At 58.4% G+C, this 14,699-nt stretch carries 18 protein-coding genes and 1 tRNA gene; 9 read left to right on the forward strand and 10 right to left on the reverse strand.

Annotated features, from left to right (window positions below; genetic code table 11):
• Positions 1-158 precede the first annotated feature (158 nt).
• From Q1M54_RS11545 to murI, 3 genes are read left to right on the forward strand one after another with little or no spacing between them, the layout of a single operon-like run.
• Positions 159-755, forward strand: coding sequence for a TIGR00645 family protein (locus Q1M54_RS11545; protein ID WP_300557310.1), 597 nt, complete (start codon positions 159-161; stop codon positions 753-755).
• 37 nt (positions 756-792) lie between these two features.
• Positions 793-2,346 (forward strand): fumarate hydratase, encoded by a 1,554-nt coding sequence (locus Q1M54_RS11550; RefSeq protein ID WP_300557312.1) that lies wholly within the window; start codon positions 793-795, stop codon positions 2,344-2,346.
• Between the two features lie 2 nt (positions 2,347-2,348).
• Positions 2,349-3,200, forward strand: coding sequence for a glutamate racemase (gene murI / locus Q1M54_RS11555; protein WP_300557314.1), 852 nt, complete (start codon positions 2,349-2,351; stop codon positions 3,198-3,200).
• A gap of 4 nt (positions 3,201-3,204) precedes the next feature.
• On the opposite strand, the gene Q1M54_RS11560 is transcribed toward murI, so the two are convergent.
• From Q1M54_RS11560 to Q1M54_RS11585, 6 genes are all read right to left on the reverse strand, one after another.
• Positions 3,205-4,506 (reverse strand): MFS transporter, encoded by a 1,302-nt coding sequence (locus Q1M54_RS11560; RefSeq protein WP_300557316.1) that lies wholly within the window; start codon positions 4,504-4,506, stop codon positions 3,205-3,207.
• 13 nt (positions 4,507-4,519) lie between these two features.
• Positions 4,520-5,146: a DUF6806 family protein gene (locus tag Q1M54_RS11565; protein ID WP_300557318.1), complete on the reverse strand. Its 627-nt coding sequence runs from the start codon at positions 5,144-5,146 to the stop codon at positions 4,520-4,522.
• A gap of 19 nt (positions 5,147-5,165) precedes the next feature.
• A tRNA-Leu gene (locus Q1M54_RS11570) sits at positions 5,166-5,257 on the reverse strand.
• Positions 5,258-5,296: 39 nt separating this feature from the next.
• The gene (locus Q1M54_RS11575; RefSeq protein ID WP_300557320.1) at positions 5,297-5,689 is read right to left on the reverse strand and encodes an MAPEG family protein; all 393 of its coding nucleotides are present in this window, start codon (positions 5,687-5,689) and stop codon (positions 5,297-5,299) included.
• 122 nt (positions 5,690-5,811) lie between these two features.
• Entirely contained in the window at positions 5,812-5,982 is a 171-nt protein-coding gene (locus tag Q1M54_RS11580; protein ID WP_300557322.1) for a hypothetical protein, read from the reverse strand.
• A gap of 140 nt (positions 5,983-6,122) precedes the next feature.
• Positions 6,123-6,755: a glutathione S-transferase N-terminal domain-containing protein gene (locus tag Q1M54_RS11585; RefSeq protein ID WP_300557324.1), complete on the reverse strand. Its 633-nt coding sequence runs from the start codon at positions 6,753-6,755 to the stop codon at positions 6,123-6,125.
• Positions 6,756-6,881: 126 nt separating this feature from the next.
• Between Q1M54_RS11585 and Q1M54_RS11590 the strand changes: the two genes are divergently transcribed.
• From Q1M54_RS11590 to Q1M54_RS11600, 3 genes are read left to right on the forward strand one after another with little or no spacing between them, the layout of a single operon-like run.
• Complete coding sequence (locus Q1M54_RS11590) at positions 6,882-7,817, forward strand: nitronate monooxygenase (RefSeq protein WP_300557326.1); 936 nt, start codon at positions 6,882-6,884, stop codon at positions 7,815-7,817.
• 35 nt (positions 7,818-7,852) lie between these two features.
• Positions 7,853-8,296 carry an FKBP-type peptidyl-prolyl cis-trans isomerase gene (locus Q1M54_RS11595; protein WP_300557328.1) on the forward strand — a complete coding sequence of 148 codons (444 nt, stop codon included), beginning with the start codon at positions 7,853-7,855 and terminating at the stop codon, positions 8,294-8,296.
• A 13-nt stretch (positions 8,297-8,309) separates the two neighbouring features.
• Positions 8,310-8,588 carry a cupin domain-containing protein gene (locus tag Q1M54_RS11600; RefSeq protein WP_300557330.1) on the forward strand — a complete coding sequence of 93 codons (279 nt, stop codon included), beginning with the start codon at positions 8,310-8,312 and terminating at the stop codon, positions 8,586-8,588.
• 8 nt (positions 8,589-8,596) lie between these two features.
• Here Q1M54_RS11600 and Q1M54_RS11605 read toward each other — a convergent pair whose 3' ends face one another.
• Positions 8,597-9,022 (reverse strand): carboxymuconolactone decarboxylase family protein, encoded by a 426-nt coding sequence (locus Q1M54_RS11605; protein ID WP_300557332.1) that lies wholly within the window; start codon positions 9,020-9,022, stop codon positions 8,597-8,599.
• A gap of 57 nt (positions 9,023-9,079) precedes the next feature.
• On the opposite strand from Q1M54_RS11605, the gene Q1M54_RS11610 reads away from it, so the two are divergent.
• Entirely contained in the window at positions 9,080-9,700 is a 621-nt protein-coding gene (locus tag Q1M54_RS11610; RefSeq protein ID WP_300557334.1) for a peroxidase-related enzyme, read from the forward strand.
• Here Q1M54_RS11610 and Q1M54_RS11615 read toward each other — a convergent pair.
• Entirely contained in the window at positions 9,658-10,374 is a 717-nt protein-coding gene (locus Q1M54_RS11615; protein ID WP_300557336.1) for a TetR/AcrR family transcriptional regulator, read from the reverse strand. The genes Q1M54_RS11610 and Q1M54_RS11615 overlap by 43 nt on opposite strands.
• A gap of 100 nt (positions 10,375-10,474) precedes the next feature.
• Here Q1M54_RS11615 and Q1M54_RS11620 point away from each other — a divergent pair, with 100 nt between their 5' ends.
• A complete protein-coding gene (locus Q1M54_RS11620; RefSeq protein ID WP_300557338.1) occupies positions 10,475-11,368 on the forward strand; it encodes a metal-dependent hydrolase in 894 nt (297 codons plus the stop codon).
• A 43-nt stretch (positions 11,369-11,411) separates the two neighbouring features.
• On the opposite strand, the gene Q1M54_RS11625 is transcribed toward Q1M54_RS11620, so the two are convergent.
• Positions 11,412-11,834: an acyl-CoA thioesterase gene (locus tag Q1M54_RS11625; protein ID WP_300557340.1), complete on the reverse strand. Its 423-nt coding sequence runs from the start codon at positions 11,832-11,834 to the stop codon at positions 11,412-11,414.
• A 10-nt stretch (positions 11,835-11,844) separates the two neighbouring features.
• Entirely contained in the window at positions 11,845-12,627 is a 783-nt protein-coding gene (locus tag Q1M54_RS11630; RefSeq protein WP_300557342.1) for an SDR family oxidoreductase, read from the reverse strand.
• Positions 12,628-12,791: 164 nt separating this feature from the next.
• Between Q1M54_RS11630 and Q1M54_RS11635 the strand changes: the two genes are divergently transcribed.
• Positions 12,792-14,483: an electron transfer flavoprotein-ubiquinone oxidoreductase gene (locus Q1M54_RS11635; protein ID WP_300557344.1), complete on the forward strand. Its 1,692-nt coding sequence runs from the start codon at positions 12,792-12,794 to the stop codon at positions 14,481-14,483.
• Positions 14,484-14,699 lie beyond the last annotated feature (216 nt).

A 14,699-nucleotide genomic window follows, 5' to 3' on the forward strand; every position in this document is an offset into this window, starting at 1 on the left:
CAAGTCAAATTTTAAACTGGGGCAAATGTCGTTCTTGGCTCTTACAAAGCACTGACTGACATCAAACTTGCACATCCGCAAGCTCAGATACAGGCTCTTCAGCCTAAAATTACGGGTTGCATGAAGCGACGCTTTGTGAACCTCAAAATTGGAAAATCATGCCACGCCCCCTTGTCAAATCCTCAATTACCCACATCAACAGCTTTATTTTTGCCAGTCGCTGGCTGCAATTGCCGCTGTATTTGGGTTTGATCGCCGCGCAAGCGGTCTATGTCTTTCACTTTTGGGTCGAACTGGTTCATTTGTTGGAAGCGGCCTTTGGCAGCCAAACCGCGCTGCAAGCCCTGATTGGCAGCATTGGCTACAAAACCGATGCCCCCATCACCGGCCTGAATGAAGTGGTCATCATGCTGGTGGTGCTGGGCCTGATTGACGTGGTGATGATCTCCAACCTGTTGATCATGGTGATTGTGGGTGGCTATGAAACCTTTGTCTCGCGCTTGAACCTCGAAGGCCATCCCGATCAACCCGAATGGCTGGACCACGTCAACGCGTCAGTGCTCAAAGTCAAACTGGCGACGGCCATCATCGGCATCAGCTCTATCCATTTGCTCAAGACCTTCATCAACGCCGCCAACTACACAGAGCAGGTATTGATGTGGCAAACCATCATCCACATTGCCTTCTTGTTCAGCGCCATCGCTATTGCCTATGCAGACCGCCTGATGTCTCACCATGACAAAGCCGACCACTGATCTTGTTTTTCTCTGAATCCTCACTGACGCTCGCACCATGACCACCCTGATTAAACAAGCCGACCTGATCGAATCGATTGCTGCAGCCCTGCAGTACATCAGCTACTACCACCCGGCCGACTTCATTTCTCATTTGGCCAGCGCCTATGCACGCGAACAAAGCCCCGCCGCCAAGGACGCGATTGCGCAAATTTTGACCAACAGCAAGATGAGCGCCATTGGCCACCGCCCGATTTGCCAAGACACCGGCATCGTCAACGTATTCCTCGAAGTGGGCATGGACGTGAAATTTGACGGTTTTACGGGCAGCTTGGAAGACGCTGTCAACGAAGGCGTGCGCCGGGGCTACAACCAGTCGGACAACATGCTGCGCGCATCAGTCGTCTCTGACCCGCACTTCAACCGCAAGAACACCAAGGACAACACGCCCGCCGTGATCTTCACCAAGATCGTGCCCGGCCACCATGTGCATGTGACCGTGGCGGCCAAAGGCGGCGGCAGCGAGAACAAGTCCAAGTTGATCATGCTGAACCCCGGCGACAGCATCGTGGATTGGGTTTTGAAAACCGTGCCCACCATGGGCGCAGGCTGGTGCCCGCCCGGCATGCTGGGCATTGGCATCGGCGGCACTGCCGAAAAAGCTGTGCTCTTGGCCAAGGAAAGCCTGATGGACGACCTGGACATGTACCAGCTGCTCGAAAAATCCAGCCAAGGCGAAAAACTCGACCAAGTCGAAGAAATGCGCCTTGAGCTTTACCACAAGGTCAACGCTCTGGGCATTGGCGCACAAGGCTTGGGTGGCCTGACCACCGTGCTGGACGTGAAGATCAAGATGTACCCCACCCACGCGGCCAGCAAGCCTGTGGCCATGATCCCCAACTGCGCTGCCACGCGCCACGCCCACTTTGTGCTCGACGGCTCTGGCCCCACTTACCTGGAGGCGCCTTCGCTCGACCTGTGGCCCAACGTCAACTGGACGGCCGACACCGAGAAAAGCAAACGCGTCGACCTGAACGCTTTGACGCCTGCCGAAGTGGCCAGCTGGAAACCTGGCCAAACGCTCTTGCTCAACGGCAAGATGCTCACTGGCCGAGACGCTGCTCATAAACGCATTCAAGACATGCTGGCCAAAGGCGAGAAACTGCCGGTGGATTTCACCAACCGGGTGATCTACTACGTGGGTCCGGTCGACCCTGTCGGGGACGAAGCCGTGGGCCCCGCCGGCCCGACTACATCCACCCGCATGGACGGTTTCACAGAAATGATGCTGGCCCAAACCGGCCTGATCGCCATGATCGGCAAAGCCGAGCGCGGCCCGGTCGCCATTGAAGCCATCAAAAAGCACAAGAGCGCTTACCTGATGGCAGTGGGCGGCGCAGCCTACCTCGTGTCCAAAGCCATCAAGCACGCCAAGGTGGTGGGCTTTGCCGACATGGGCATGGAAGCCATCTACGAGTTCGACGTGGTCGACATGCCTGTCACCGTCGCGGTCGATGCGGGCGGCACCAGTGCCCACACCACCGGCCCCGCTGAATGGCAAAAGCGCATCGCCACCGGCGAGTTCAAAGGCATTGGCGTCAACGCCGGCTGAACGTGAACGCCCCCATTGGCGTTTTTGACAGCGGCATTGGCGGCCTGAGTGTGCTGCGGGCCTTGCAAAAGGCACTGCCACACGAACGCTTTGTTTATCTGGCCGACAGTGCACATGCGCCCTATGGGGAAAAAACCGAGGCCTTTGTCAGCCAGCGGACCCAAACGATTGCCAAGCATTTGCTGGCGCAATACCAAATCAAAGCACTGGTGGTGGCCTGTAACACCGCCACCGCTGCAGCCATCCACGCACTGCGTGCTCAGTACCCCCAACTGCCTCTGGTCGGTGTCGAGCCCGCACTCAAACCAGCCTTGGCCCTGAGCCGAACAGGCCATATCGGCGTGATCGCGACACGGGGCACGGTGGGCAGTGACAAATTCGCTCGCCTGTTGGCCAGTGTGCAAGGCGAGGCGCATTTTGTGGTTCAGGCCTGTAACGGCTTGGCCTTGGCCATCGAGCAAAGCACCCTGCCCGATCAAGCGGAGGCTGCGCAAGCGCAAATCTCGCACTTGCTGCAGACTTATACCCAAGCCATGGGCCTCTTTGGTTCCGGGTCTCACGCCATCGACACCTTGGTGCTGGGTTGCACCCACTATGTGTTTGTCGAAAACGATTTGCGCCAACTGCTCGGAACCGATGTGCAACTGCTTTCGACAGGCGAGGCGGTGGCGCGTCAAACGCAGCGTTTGTTGGCTGCGGCTGATGGGCTGAACACGGCAGCTCCCCTTGAGGCTTCGCAGTCCATGCGCTTGTTGACCACGGGTGACTTGCAAGGCCTGCAAGCCGCTGCGATGCGTTGGTTGGGTTTGCCGCCTGAGTTGTGCCAAGCAGTTCCTGCCACACTGCAAGCCTGAATCGTCAGGCGGACTTTTGCGCCGCCAAGCGGCCGCGCTCAACGTCCACGGGCATCAAGAGCAGCAAGCCCAAAATGAAAAGCAAGGAGGTCGCCCCGATCGCCAAACGCTGGTTGCCGTCGCTCAACCAAGTGATCAGGCCGTACATCAGCGGCCCGAGGATGCTGGCCAATCGAATGGCAAAGGTCCACAAACCAAAAAACTCACCCAAACGGTGGGCTGGCACCATCAAGCCCGCCATGGCACGGCCCGAAGACTGGCTGGAGCCCATGCAAAAACCAGCAATGGCTGCAGCCCACCAAAACGTGGCCTTGTCGGTCGACAAAGCCGCGATGAAACAGGTCGCCACCCAACCCAGCAAAGTCAGGGACAAAGTCAGCTTGTGGCCCACGCGGTCTTGCACGTAACCCAACAACAAAGCACCGGCAAAAGCCGCCAGATTTAGCACAAAGATCAGCACCATGGTCTCTTGCGGCTGAAAACCAATCACCTGCTCGGCATAAATGGCCGCCAGCGTGATGGCCACGGCCACCCCGCCCTGGTAAGCCACCGCACAGGCCAGCAAACGGGTGAAGTCTTGGTAGGGCATGGCATCACGCAATGTCTGGCGCAGGCCACGCAAACTTTGAACGACCGACACCGCCGGGGCATTCGGTTGCGGCGGCGTGTGCTCGCGCAGCAAGGAGAAAGTCACCAGAGCCGCAGCGCCGTACATGGCCGCTGTGATCCACATGGTCACCGGCACAAACTGCGAGCCCGACTCGCCTCGCGCTTGCGCCGCCAGCACATAAGCCAAGCAAATACCCAAAGTCAGCATGCCGCCGATGTAGCCCAAAGACCAGCCCCAGCCGCTGACGCGGCCCATGGCATGGGGCTTGGCCAGTTCAGGCAAAAACGAGGCAGTCAGCGACTCGCCATAAGAAAAGAAGGTGTTGGACAGTACCAGGATGAACAAACCCAGCGCCACTTGGCCGGGCCCCACCAGAGACAAGGCCGCCGTGCTGAGTACGCAACCGGCGGTGACCCACATCAACATGCGTTTTTTGCCCGCCACCCGGTCGGCCCAGGCGCCCAAACCGGGCATGGTCAACATGACCACCAAATAAGAAAGGCTCAGGCCAGAAGTCCAAGCCAAAGTGGCCCAGTCGGCTCCGTCGGCAACGCCACCCACAAAGTAAGCGGCAAACACCGCTGTGATGACCACCGTGGAGTAGCCCGAGTTGGCAAAATCGTACATGGCCCAGCCAAAGACCTCGCGCAAACGCACGCCTGGATTGAGTGCAGAACGAAGACCTGAGGCATTCATCGGGCGGCTCCAATCAGTGCAAGTGGCGTGGACGGCGACCACCTCCGCCGTGGCCGTTGCCACCACCGGGGCCGCGTGGTGGCTTGCCAATATCAAGTGAGCTGACCAAGCTGTCAAATCGCAAACCGAACAACTTGTCGATTTCAGCCACCACACCCGACAACTCGGCGCCATCAAAATGACGCTCCATCATGTTGACGACATCGTGCACCAGCAAATCGCGCTGTGCTTGCATGATGGCCCCTGGGTCAGGACCGACAAACAGCATCACAAAATCGTCGCGCGACTCGGCCCCATTGGCCTCGTCTTCGTCGTCGAACTCGGTGTCGTAAAAAGTCACCTCAATTTGGGTGCCCGCTGCAGACAATTCGTTGAGGTTCATGCACAGGTCGTCCATGACCAGACGAAAATCTTCGTCACCCCGAACCGTCCAGCACAGTTGCAAGCGGTTGGTGGCTGGGTCAAAACGGATGCCTGGCTCTTCTTCGTAGAGGCTGATCGCGCCTTCTACCAAACTGCGCGCGCCGGCATAGCGCCACAAAGGCTTCAAGGCCTCTTGAATGGCAGCGGTGTCGGTGCCGGTTTTGATGGGCACATCACCATGCACGTGAATTTCAAGCGCTGCGTTGTCTTGGGTCATGATGGTGCTTAGAGTACATTGGTGCCCCGAACCGGAATCGAACCGGTACGCCCCTGTTACGGAAGCAACGGATTTTAAGTCCGGTGTGTCTACCAGTTTCACCACCGGGGCAGAGGTCTTATTGTGCCTTGTTAACCAGGCTTTTTGGCATCACCCTGGGTGCAAATTCAGCATCGCCATGGCGAACAGTGCCAGAACCACCACATAAGCCCCAGACCACACCATGGTGCGCCATTTGGCTTTGTCGGTCACATAAAAGAAAACATAGGCCACCCGCAAAGCGATGAACAGCGAGGCCAACGCATCCACCCAGTCGGGTTCTACCCCGGTGAGCAGCGCCAAAACCACACCGACTGCAAAAAATGGAAAGGCCTCGAAACAATTGGCTTGAGCAGCGTTAGCACGGGCCCTGAAGCCGGTCTGACGGGACAGCCAAGCGCGGGGGTCGCTGTTGTCGTAACCCTTGAAACCTGATTTGGCGATGCCTGCACACACCACCGGCATGAGGCCTGCCACCAACACGGCACCATAAGAAATCAACATTCAGCTCTCCTTGATATGACCCGTTTGGCCTGGCCCAAAGCACGCCAAAAAGTCGAAAAAAAAGCCACTGAGTTGCTCAGTGGCTGGGCACTGGCACCGGCATGGTGCCGAGCGTACCGCGATCAACCGCCTTTTGAGGAGCGCTTACCGGGGTTCTTTTTGCTGCGTGTGGCCACGCCGCGCTCAAGGCTGACGCGCTGACCGCGACCGCCTGTGCGCAAGGTCACGCCTGGCAATGTTGGCAGTGGAGGGGTGAATTTACGATCTGCTTCGGTGACGATTTTGTTGCCCATCTGTGGCTCCGGATAAAAAATGCAAAACGATATTAAGCCACAAGAATGGGTCGTTGAGCCCAAGCTGAGCACTTAGAGGGCGAAATGCTCATGCACACGCACTTCCCTTGAACTAGGCCTGGACGAGTCTTAAGTCTGTATCAATCGCGGCGCAAGGCCACAGCAAAGCCCTTTTGTACGGCTGGCCGGGCCATCAAACTTTGGTACCAACGCTGAACATGTGGAAACTGCGCCAAATCGACCTGGTGACGCGGGTGGCGCCACACCCAACCCAAAATGGCAAAGTCAGCGATCGACAAATCACCCGCAAAAAACGGCTGCTCAGCCAAACGGCGGTCCATCACGCCATAAAGGCGCAGGGTTTCGGCCATGAAACGCTGCAAGCCATAACGCTTGTCAGTCTCGTCCTTCAAAGCCACAAAGTGGTGGACCTGGCCCGGTGCGGGGCCAAAGCCCCCCATCTGAAACATCAACCACTCCAGCGCGGCCACGCGGCCAGCACCACGGGAGGGTAAAAATTGCCCGGTTTTCTCGGCCAAATAAATCAGGATGGCACCCGATTCAAAGACCGTTTGAGTTTGCCCATCGAAACCATCGGTATCGACCAAGGCCGGAATTTTGTTGTTCGGGCTGATTTTCAAAAAATCAGGCGCAAATTGCTCATCGCGCGTGATGTCGACCACCTGCACCGCATAACTCAGGCCCATTTCTTCCAAGGCCACAGTGACCTTTCGAGCATTAGGGGTGTCAAAAGCAAACAAGGTCAAAGCCATGACCAAACCTTTCAAATGAACAAGCTGCGAGTTTAGGCAAAGCCCAGCGCAATCTGCGACAGCTTGGCGACTGTACCGGCATGCCAAGAGCCGTATCATGGGCTTTTTCACAGCCAAGGCCCGAACATGAACCGCGTTTTAGCCCAAACCGGGGCCACCTACCCCATCTTGCAAGCGCCCATGGGCTGGATTGCCAGAAGCGCTTTGGCCTCGGCGGTGTCTCGGGCTGGCGGCTTGGGGATCATCGAGACCTCCTCGGGTGAAACCGAAAACTGCCAACGTGAAATCTTGACCATGCGCCAAACGGGTTTACCTTTTGGCGTCAACCTGCCGATCCGGTTTTTGAAAGACGACGCCATGCTGCGCTTTGTCTGCGAATCAGGCGTGCGGTTTGTCACCACGTCCGCCGGCAGTCCAGCCAAATTTGTCGCGCCGCTGCAATCGGCGGGCATCGCTGTCTACCACGCCGTGCCGACCTTGGAGGCTGCCCTCAAGTGCGCCGATGCAGGCGTAGACGGCTTGGTGGTGGAAGGCTCTGAAGGGGGTGGCTTCAAAAACCCGGAGGAAGTCAGTACCCTGGTGCTTTTGCAAGCCATTCGTGAAAAGACCGACCTGCCCCTGATTGCCGCAGGCGGCATCGTGGACGGGCGCGGCATGGCCGCCGCCTTTGCACTCGGGGCCGAGGCCATTCAAATGGGCACCCGGTTTGTAGCCAGTGCCGAAAGCCCGGTGCACGCGCACTACAAACAAGCCATCTTGGACGCCAGCACCACCGGCACTTACATGCTCAACACCAAATCGTCGCCCTGTATTCGCGCCCTGAAAGCCCCTTTCACCCAGAGCCTGCACGAAGCTGGCCTGATGGGGCCTGACGCGTTTCAGGGCATCCAAGAGGTCTACTTTGGCGGCAACATGAACGCCGCGCCCGCCTTGGCTGGCCAATCGGCTGGCTTGGTTCACCAAGTCCTGACGGCGAAACAGATCATCGATCAAACGGTGGCCGAGTTCCGCAGCATCACCGCGCGACTGGGGCAGTTGGCACAAGAACATTCTTTTGGCTAAGCTCTCGCAATTCAACCCACCCTGCCCCACTTGCTATGAAAACCTTTTTCACCCTCAGCAGCCTGACTCTCTGTCTTTTGAGCGCTTCACCGGTCTGGGCTTCCAATGCGGTCACTGCCGCAGCAGCCCAAGAAGCGGGGGCCAGACTCACCCCCTCGGGCATGGTTTACCGCGCCCTCAAAGAGGGCACGGGCGCCAGCCCCAAAGCCTCGGACAAAGTGAAAGTGCACTACCGGGGTACGCTGCCCGATGGCAAAGAGTTTGACAGCTCGTACAAGCGCAACGAGGCGATTGAATTTCCCCTGAACCGGGTGATTCCCTGCTGGACCGAGGGCGTCCAAATGATGAAAGTGGGCGGCAGCGCTAAATTGACTTGCCCGCCCGCCACCGCCTACGGAGAACGAGGCGCAGGCGGCGTGATCCCACCCAACGCGACTTTGATGTTCGAAGTCGAACTGCTCGCCATCAATGGCAAATGATCAGGAAGCACACATGACCACACCGACCTTGGAATCCTTCACCGCCCAATCCATGGACGAGGGCTTTGACGAAATTTTGGTGCGCCAATGGGACGCCAACCTGAAACTCGACACCCACACCCACCCTTTTGACGTGAGCGCTTATGTAGTTCAGGGCGAATACTGGCTGACCGTAGGCGACGACGTCAAACACCTCAAGGCAGGGGACTTTTTCAGGCTGGCACGCAACGTGGCCCATGCCGAGCTGTATGGCCCGCAAGGCGCCACGGTCTGGGTGGCGCGGGCCAACTGATCGCCAAATCAAGCCATCGATTCAACCACTTCGGTCACGCTGCGAAACGCATCGATGGCGGTGGGGAAGCCACAGTACACGGTGGCATGCAGCATCACTTCGCGCAGCTCTTCGGGCGTAGCCCCGTTGTGGATGGCGCCGCGCACATGGGCCTTGAGTTCATGCTGCTTGCCCTGCGCCGCCAGCATGGCCACGGTGATCAGGCTGCGGGTTTTCAGTTCCAGGCCCGGGCGTTGCCACACGTTGCCCCAGGCGTTGGCCGTGATGAACTCTTGCATGGGCATGGTGTAGTCGGTGGCCGCGCCCAAAGCGCGCTCCACATAGGCGGGGCCCATGACCTGGGTACGGGTGGTCAGGCCCGCCTGGAAGGCCGCATCGTTGGGGCGGGCGTCTCGGGCTTGCTCAATGGCTGAAGTTGAAGGTGTTTGGGACATGACAGGCTCCTGTAAAAGCCTTGAGCATAATCAAAGGCAGGCCCACCAGGAGACACCATGAGCACACCCACCCCCACGACCCACACCCCTCGCTACCCCGCACCCGAAATCAAAGACCTGCCCGACGACATCCGCGCCAAAGTGCTGGAAGTGCAAGAGAAAGCCGGTTTTGTGCCCAACGTGTTTTTGGCCTTTGCCCGCCGCCCGGCCGAGTGGCGTGCGTTTTTTGCGTACCACGACGCACTGATGGTGCCGGAGTCGGTGGGGCGCGAGAGTGGCCTGACCAAAGGCGAGCGCGAGATGATCGTGACCACCACCAGCGCGGCCAACAACTGCCTGTATTGCGTGGTGGCGCACGGCGCTATCTTGCGCATTTACGAGAAAAAACCACTGGTGGCTGACCAGGTCGCCATCAACCACCGCAAAGCCGACATCAGTCCCCGCCAGCGCGCCATGCTGGACTTCGCGCTCAAAGTCTGCAACCACTCCGATCAGGTGGAAGATTCAGATTTTGCGGCCTTGCACGCCCACGGCTTTGACGACGAGGACATCTGGGACATCGCAGCCATCACCGCTTTCTTTGGCCTCTCCAACCGCATGGCCAGCTTCAGCGGCATGATGCCCAACCCCGAGTTCTATTTGATGGGACGAGCGCCCAAAGTCAAACCGGCCGCTTGATCGGCCTCAGGCCTGGCCAGCAAAGCCCAAACCATTTGGGTCAACGCCTGCTCAAACGCGGAACTACCCAACAGGGGTGACTTTTCCAGACTGGCACTGCGCAAGGTGCCGATCACCGAGCGGGTCAGCACAAACATTTGGGCCGTGCTGGGCGTTTGCAGGGCAGGGTGGTCAATCCGCTCAAAAAAGATGGCCAGACGATCGGCCACCTGTCGCACCGCGCTGGCCGTTTCTTCAGGTTTTTCCAGCGTCCAGCACAGGTGAATCAGGCTTTGGCTGAGGCCCTTGCCCGTCGCAAAACCCCGCACCAAGATGCGAATGGCTTTGGCCAACAGATCGCGTCCGTCCAATTCGCGCACATCGGGCAAGTTCTCCAGCTCACTCAGGTAGCGCCCCAACTCCTGGAGCACCATGCCCTGCCCTTTGGCCGCCATGGCACGCACCAGCACCTCTTTGCTGGGAAAGTACTGGTAGAGCGTGCCGATCGAAAAACCGGCAGCTGCGGCAACTTTGTTGGTGGTCAAACCGGCCTCGCCTTCTTTGTCCAAAATCTGAGCAGCCGCCTTGAACAAGGTTTGCATGGTTTGCTGCGCCCTGGCTTGCGAGGGCTGGCGACGCAGGCTGGCTATGGCTTGCGGCTGGGTTGGTGTCTTGCTGGGTTTGGTAGTGGCCATGAAAAAGCCCTTCAAAAAATATGAGCAGATCGCGAGTTGCAAGGTCTTTGCAAAACCTGAACAATGCTCATATTCTGTCTGATCACTTACAAAGCACGCCATGAGCACACCCGCTGCCCCCACCGAATTGACCGTCCGTCGCCTGAGTGTGGACCTGAGCCAAGGTTTTTCTCGCCACTGGAACGGTGGCGACGCGTTTTTAACAGCCTATGCGAACGCACTTTCGATGAGCTTTCCAGTCGGAGAGCAGTCCTTCATCGACGCGGTCAAAAACGGGGCGAAGAACCTGCCCGATACCCCAGAAAACGCCGAGCTCAAGCAAATTGCCAAGGGCTTTGTAGGTCAAGAAGCCACCCACCGTCACCTGCATGCGCTTTACAACGCCCACTTGGAAAAGCAAGGCTTTGTCAACCATTGGGGCCCCCGTGCTGAGCAACGCCTCAAACAAGGGCGCGAAGAATTTTTCAGCAAAAGCGACAAGGGTTACCTGCATGAGTTGGCGATCACCGCCGCTTTTGAGCACTACACCTCGATCTTTGGTGACCTGACCTTGGACCGCATGGACCAGCCCGGCGACTGGTTTGCCAAGGCAGAGGAACCCCTCAAAACCCTGTGGCGCTGGCATGCAGCCGAAGAGTCCGAGCACAAATGCGTGGCCTTTGACCTGTACCAACGCCTGGGCGGCAACCACCGCTGGCGCATGCGCTGGTTCTGGTATGTCACGATCCAGTTCAGTACCGATGTGTTTCGCCAGACGGTCAACAACCTGTGGCACGACAAAACGCTGTTCAAACCATCCACATGGTGGTCAGCGTCCACGTTCTTGTTCGGTCGCCACGGCATGGTCTGGCGTGTGGCCAAGCCCATGTGGGCCTACACCCGCAAAGACTTTCACCCCATGCAAGTGGGCAGCGCCACGCTGTCGCAAGACTGGCTCCAAAGTCACGCCGACCAGTGGCGTGCGGTGGGTGGGGCGGCTCCATCGACCCCTTAAGGCTTTCGCGCACGGGGGGCGCACTCCTCCCAAAAAACAACCCTCAGTCGCTGACCAAGGCCCGCACCCAGTCGGGCAAGGTCACGGCTTTTTGGTTCGGAAAGTCCACCCAAATCGTGGTGGCACCTCCGGCCGCAAACACCACGCCGGGTTGGTCGGTTCGCTCCAAGGTGCACCAACTCTCAAACGTGGTGCGGCCCGGATCGCTCACAAACATCTTCGCCAGGATGTCGCCTGGAAATTCAAACTGTTTGTAGAAATTGCAAAACGCGTTCACGATCACCGGCCCCTGCCCTTGCGGATTGACCTGACACCCGATCGCCTCAAACCAGTCGATGCGCAGCGTCTCCATGTAGCGAAAGTACACCGTGTTGTTGACGTGCCCCATGGCGTCCATGTCACCCCAGCGAATGGGGATGACCAGCTCAAAAACTTGCTTTTTGTGCTCTGGCAATTCCAGCTTCATGGCCTGGCCCTCACACCGCAAAACCATCGTCGGCAGACACCACAGCACCATTGATGAAATGGCTCTGGTCGCTGGCCAGTAGCATCAGCAAAGCGTCCAGGTCTTGTGGCTGGCCCACGCGTTTGCGCGGCAGCATGCTGATGAGCTTTTGGCCTTGCTCGGTTTGCCAGTGGTGGTGGTTGATCTCGGTGTCGATGTAGCCGGGGCAGATCGCGTTCACGTTGATGCCAAACTTGCCCCACTCGACTGCAAAGGCTTTGGTCATCTGGATCACAGCGGCCTTGCTCATACAGTAAACGCCAATTTGCGGCAAGACCTTTAAGCCTGCCATCGACGCAATGTTGATGATGCGCCCGCCTGTGAAGCTGCCCGGCGCTGCACCCTTGGCCCGCGCCAGCATGCGCTTGCCCACCTCTTGCGCCACAAAAAACGCACCCCGCACATTGGTGTTCATGATGAAGTCGTAGTCTTCCTCCGTGACGTCCTGAATGCGCTGGGTGGTGCTCACCCCCGAGTTGTTCACCAGAATGTCGATGCTGCCCATCTCGGTCTCGGCGTGCGCCACGGCTGCCGCAATGCTGTGGCGGTCGGTCACATCCATCTCGACCACATGGGCGTCGCCGCCTGCGGCCTCGATCTCAGCCCGCAGGTCCTTGAGCTTTTCCATTCGGCGACTGGCCAGCACCACACCCGCGCCTGCTGCAGCCAGGGTTTTGGCAAATTGCGCCCCCAAACCACCGGACGCTCCCGTCACCAAAGCCACGCGGCCGGACAAATCGATTTCATAAGCCATGACAACTCCTCTGAGAATGAACCCCTATGGGGCAAAAAAGCTTGATGCCATTGTGCAGGGCAAGCTGCAAAGAGCCGCATAAAATGAGTCACACGCCCGACACCCATTGGACAACATGGTTCGCGGGCATTTGTTTTGACCCCCTTGCATTTGAAGAGACGCCCATGAGCCCCGAAGACATCCTGATCACCTACGGCCCCCGCGAATCCATGGAATACGACGTGGTCGTGGTCGGCGGCGGCCCCGGCGGCCTGTCGACTGCCATTCGCCTGAAGCAACTGGCCGCCGAAAAAGGCCAAGACGTGTCCGTGGTCGTCCTTGAAAAAGGCGGTGAACCTGGCGCGCACATTTTGTCCGGCGCGATCATGGACCCGAAGGCCTTGACCGAACTCTTACCCGACTGGAAAGAACGCGGCGCGCCCCTGAACCAACCTGTGACAGACGACGCCTGGAGCTTTTTGAGCGAGACCGGTGCCACACGCACGCCCGGCATCTTTTTGCCCGAGTGCGCACAAAACCACGGCAATTACATCATCAGCCTGAGCAATTTCACCCGCTGGCTGGGCCAGCAGGCCGAGAATTTGGGCGTTGAAATTTTCCCTGGTTTCACCGCAGCTGAAGTGCTCTACAACGATGACGGTTCGGTCAAAGGGGTGGCCACCGGCAACATGGGTGTGGGCAAAGACGGCGAACCCACCGACAACTTCCAGCTGGGCATGGAACTGCACGCCAAGTACACCGTGTTCGCCGAAGGCGCGCGCGGCCACCTGGGCAAGCAGTTGATTGCCAAATACCAACTCGACGAAGGCCGCGACCCGCAGACCTACGGCATCGGCATCAAAGAAGTGTGGGAAATAGACCCCTCTCGCCACACCCCCGGCTTTGTGATGCACACCGCCGGCTGGCCCATGAACAACGACACCTACGGCGGCGCGTTCATGTACCACATGGAAGACAACAAGATCGCCATCGGTTACGTGGTCGGTCTGGACTACGCCAACCCCTGGCTCAGCCCGTTTGAAGAGTTCCAGCGCTGGAAAACCCACAACAACATCAAGTGGTACTTCACCAACGACCAAGGCGAAGTCAACGCCAAGCGCATTGGTTACGGCGCCCGCGCCATCACCGCAGGCGGCCTGATGAGCCTGCCCAAGACCGTGTTCCCCGGTGGTGCCTTGGTCGGTTGTGACGCCGGTTACCTGAACGTGAGCCGCATCAAAGGCAGCCATGCCGCCATCAAGACCGGCATGCTGGCCGCCGAAGCGGCTTATGACGCGCTGCAGGCAGGCCGCCAGCACGACGAATTGGCCGCTTATCCTGCGGCTTTTGAAGCCAGCTGGCTTTACACCGAGCTCAACAAGTCGCGCAACTTCAAGACCTGGTTCAAAAAAGGCCTCACTGTCGCCACCCTCATGAACGGTTTTGAGCAGTTTGTTCTGCGTGGGCACATCCCGTGGACACTGCGCCGCGACAAGGCCGACCACACCTACCTGAAGCCAGCGGCCGATTGCCCCAAGATCGACTACCCCAAACCGGACGGCAAGCTCACCTTTGACCGTTTGAGCAGCGTGTTCATCAGCAACACCAACCATGAAGAAAACCAGCCTGCGCACCTGACCCTCAAAGACGCGTCGGTGCCGGTCGGCATCAACCTGGCCCAATACGCAGGCCCCGAAAGCCGCTACTGCCCAGCTGGGGTGTATGAGTACGTGAAGAACGAAGACAACTCAGACCGCTTGCAGATCAATGCGCAAAACTGCGTGCACTGCAAGACCTGCGACATCAAGGACCCCACACAAAACATAGTATGGGTCACGCCAGAGGGCGGCGGCGGGCCCAACTACACGGGCATGTGACTTCACTCCAAAGAGGCCCTCTAGGCCTCTTTTTTCAAAGGCCATTGATTGTTTTCAAGCAGGGTCTCCAAGGCATCATCACCCCCGCGAAAACCCTAGGCGAAACGCTGACGCCAAACACCATAATCCGATTTGTATGACAAGTTGATTCCCACCTTGTTGTCGTCCACCGAATCATGAGGAGCTTTTGAATGAAACTGAGCAAATTGATGTTGG

This window comes from Limnohabitans sp. Rim8, assembly GCF_943326455.1.
Classification (GTDB): Bacteria; Pseudomonadota; Gammaproteobacteria; order Burkholderiales; family Burkholderiaceae_C; genus Limnohabitans_A.

Bases quoted from the DNA above. Each gene is read 5' to 3' on its own strand.
- Q1M54_RS11600 (WP_300557330.1), top strand. From the start codon at position 8,310: ATGACCACACCGACCTTGGAATCCTTCACCGCCCAATCCATGGACGAG.
- Q1M54_RS11620 (WP_300557338.1), top strand. From the start codon at position 10,475: ATGAGCACACCCGCTGCCCCCACCGAATTGACCGTCCGTCGCCTGAGT.
- Q1M54_RS11545 (WP_300557310.1), top strand. From the start codon at position 159: ATGCCACGCCCCCTTGTCAAATCCTCAATTACCCACATCAACAGCTTT.
- Q1M54_RS11605 (WP_300557332.1), bottom strand. From the start codon at position 9,022: ATGTCCCAAACACCTTCAACTTCAGCCATTGAGCAAGCCCGAGACGCC.
- Q1M54_RS11590 (WP_300557326.1), top strand. From the start codon at position 6,882: ATGAACCGCGTTTTAGCCCAAACCGGGGCCACCTACCCCATCTTGCAA.
- Q1M54_RS11575 (WP_300557320.1), bottom strand. From the start codon at position 5,689: ATGTTGATTTCTTATGGTGCCGTGTTGGTGGCAGGCCTCATGCCGGTG.
- Q1M54_RS11580 (WP_300557322.1), bottom strand. From the start codon at position 5,982: ATGGGCAACAAAATCGTCACCGAAGCAGATCGTAAATTCACCCCTCCA.
- Q1M54_RS11585 (WP_300557324.1), bottom strand. From the start codon at position 6,755: ATGGCTTTGACCTTGTTTGCTTTTGACACCCCTAATGCTCGAAAGGTC.
- Q1M54_RS11595 (WP_300557328.1), top strand. From the start codon at position 7,853: ATGAAAACCTTTTTCACCCTCAGCAGCCTGACTCTCTGTCTTTTGAGC.
- Q1M54_RS11615 (WP_300557336.1), bottom strand. From the start codon at position 10,374: ATGGCCACTACCAAACCCAGCAAGACACCAACCCAGCCGCAAGCCATA.
- Q1M54_RS11625 (WP_300557340.1), bottom strand. From the start codon at position 11,834: ATGAAGCTGGAATTGCCAGAGCACAAAAAGCAAGTTTTTGAGCTGGTC.
- Q1M54_RS11630 (WP_300557342.1), bottom strand. From the start codon at position 12,627: ATGGCTTATGAAATCGATTTGTCCGGCCGCGTGGCTTTGGTGACGGGA.
- Q1M54_RS11550 (WP_300557312.1), top strand. From the start codon at position 793: ATGACCACCCTGATTAAACAAGCCGACCTGATCGAATCGATTGCTGCA.
- Q1M54_RS11560 (WP_300557316.1), bottom strand. From the start codon at position 4,506: ATGAATGCCTCAGGTCTTCGTTCTGCACTCAATCCAGGCGTGCGTTTG.
- Q1M54_RS11635 (WP_300557344.1), top strand. From the start codon at position 12,792: ATGAGCCCCGAAGACATCCTGATCACCTACGGCCCCCGCGAATCCATG.
- Q1M54_RS11565 (WP_300557318.1), bottom strand. From the start codon at position 5,146: ATGACCCAAGACAACGCAGCGCTTGAAATTCACGTGCATGGTGATGTG.
- Q1M54_RS11610 (WP_300557334.1), top strand. From the start codon at position 9,080: ATGAGCACACCCACCCCCACGACCCACACCCCTCGCTACCCCGCACCC.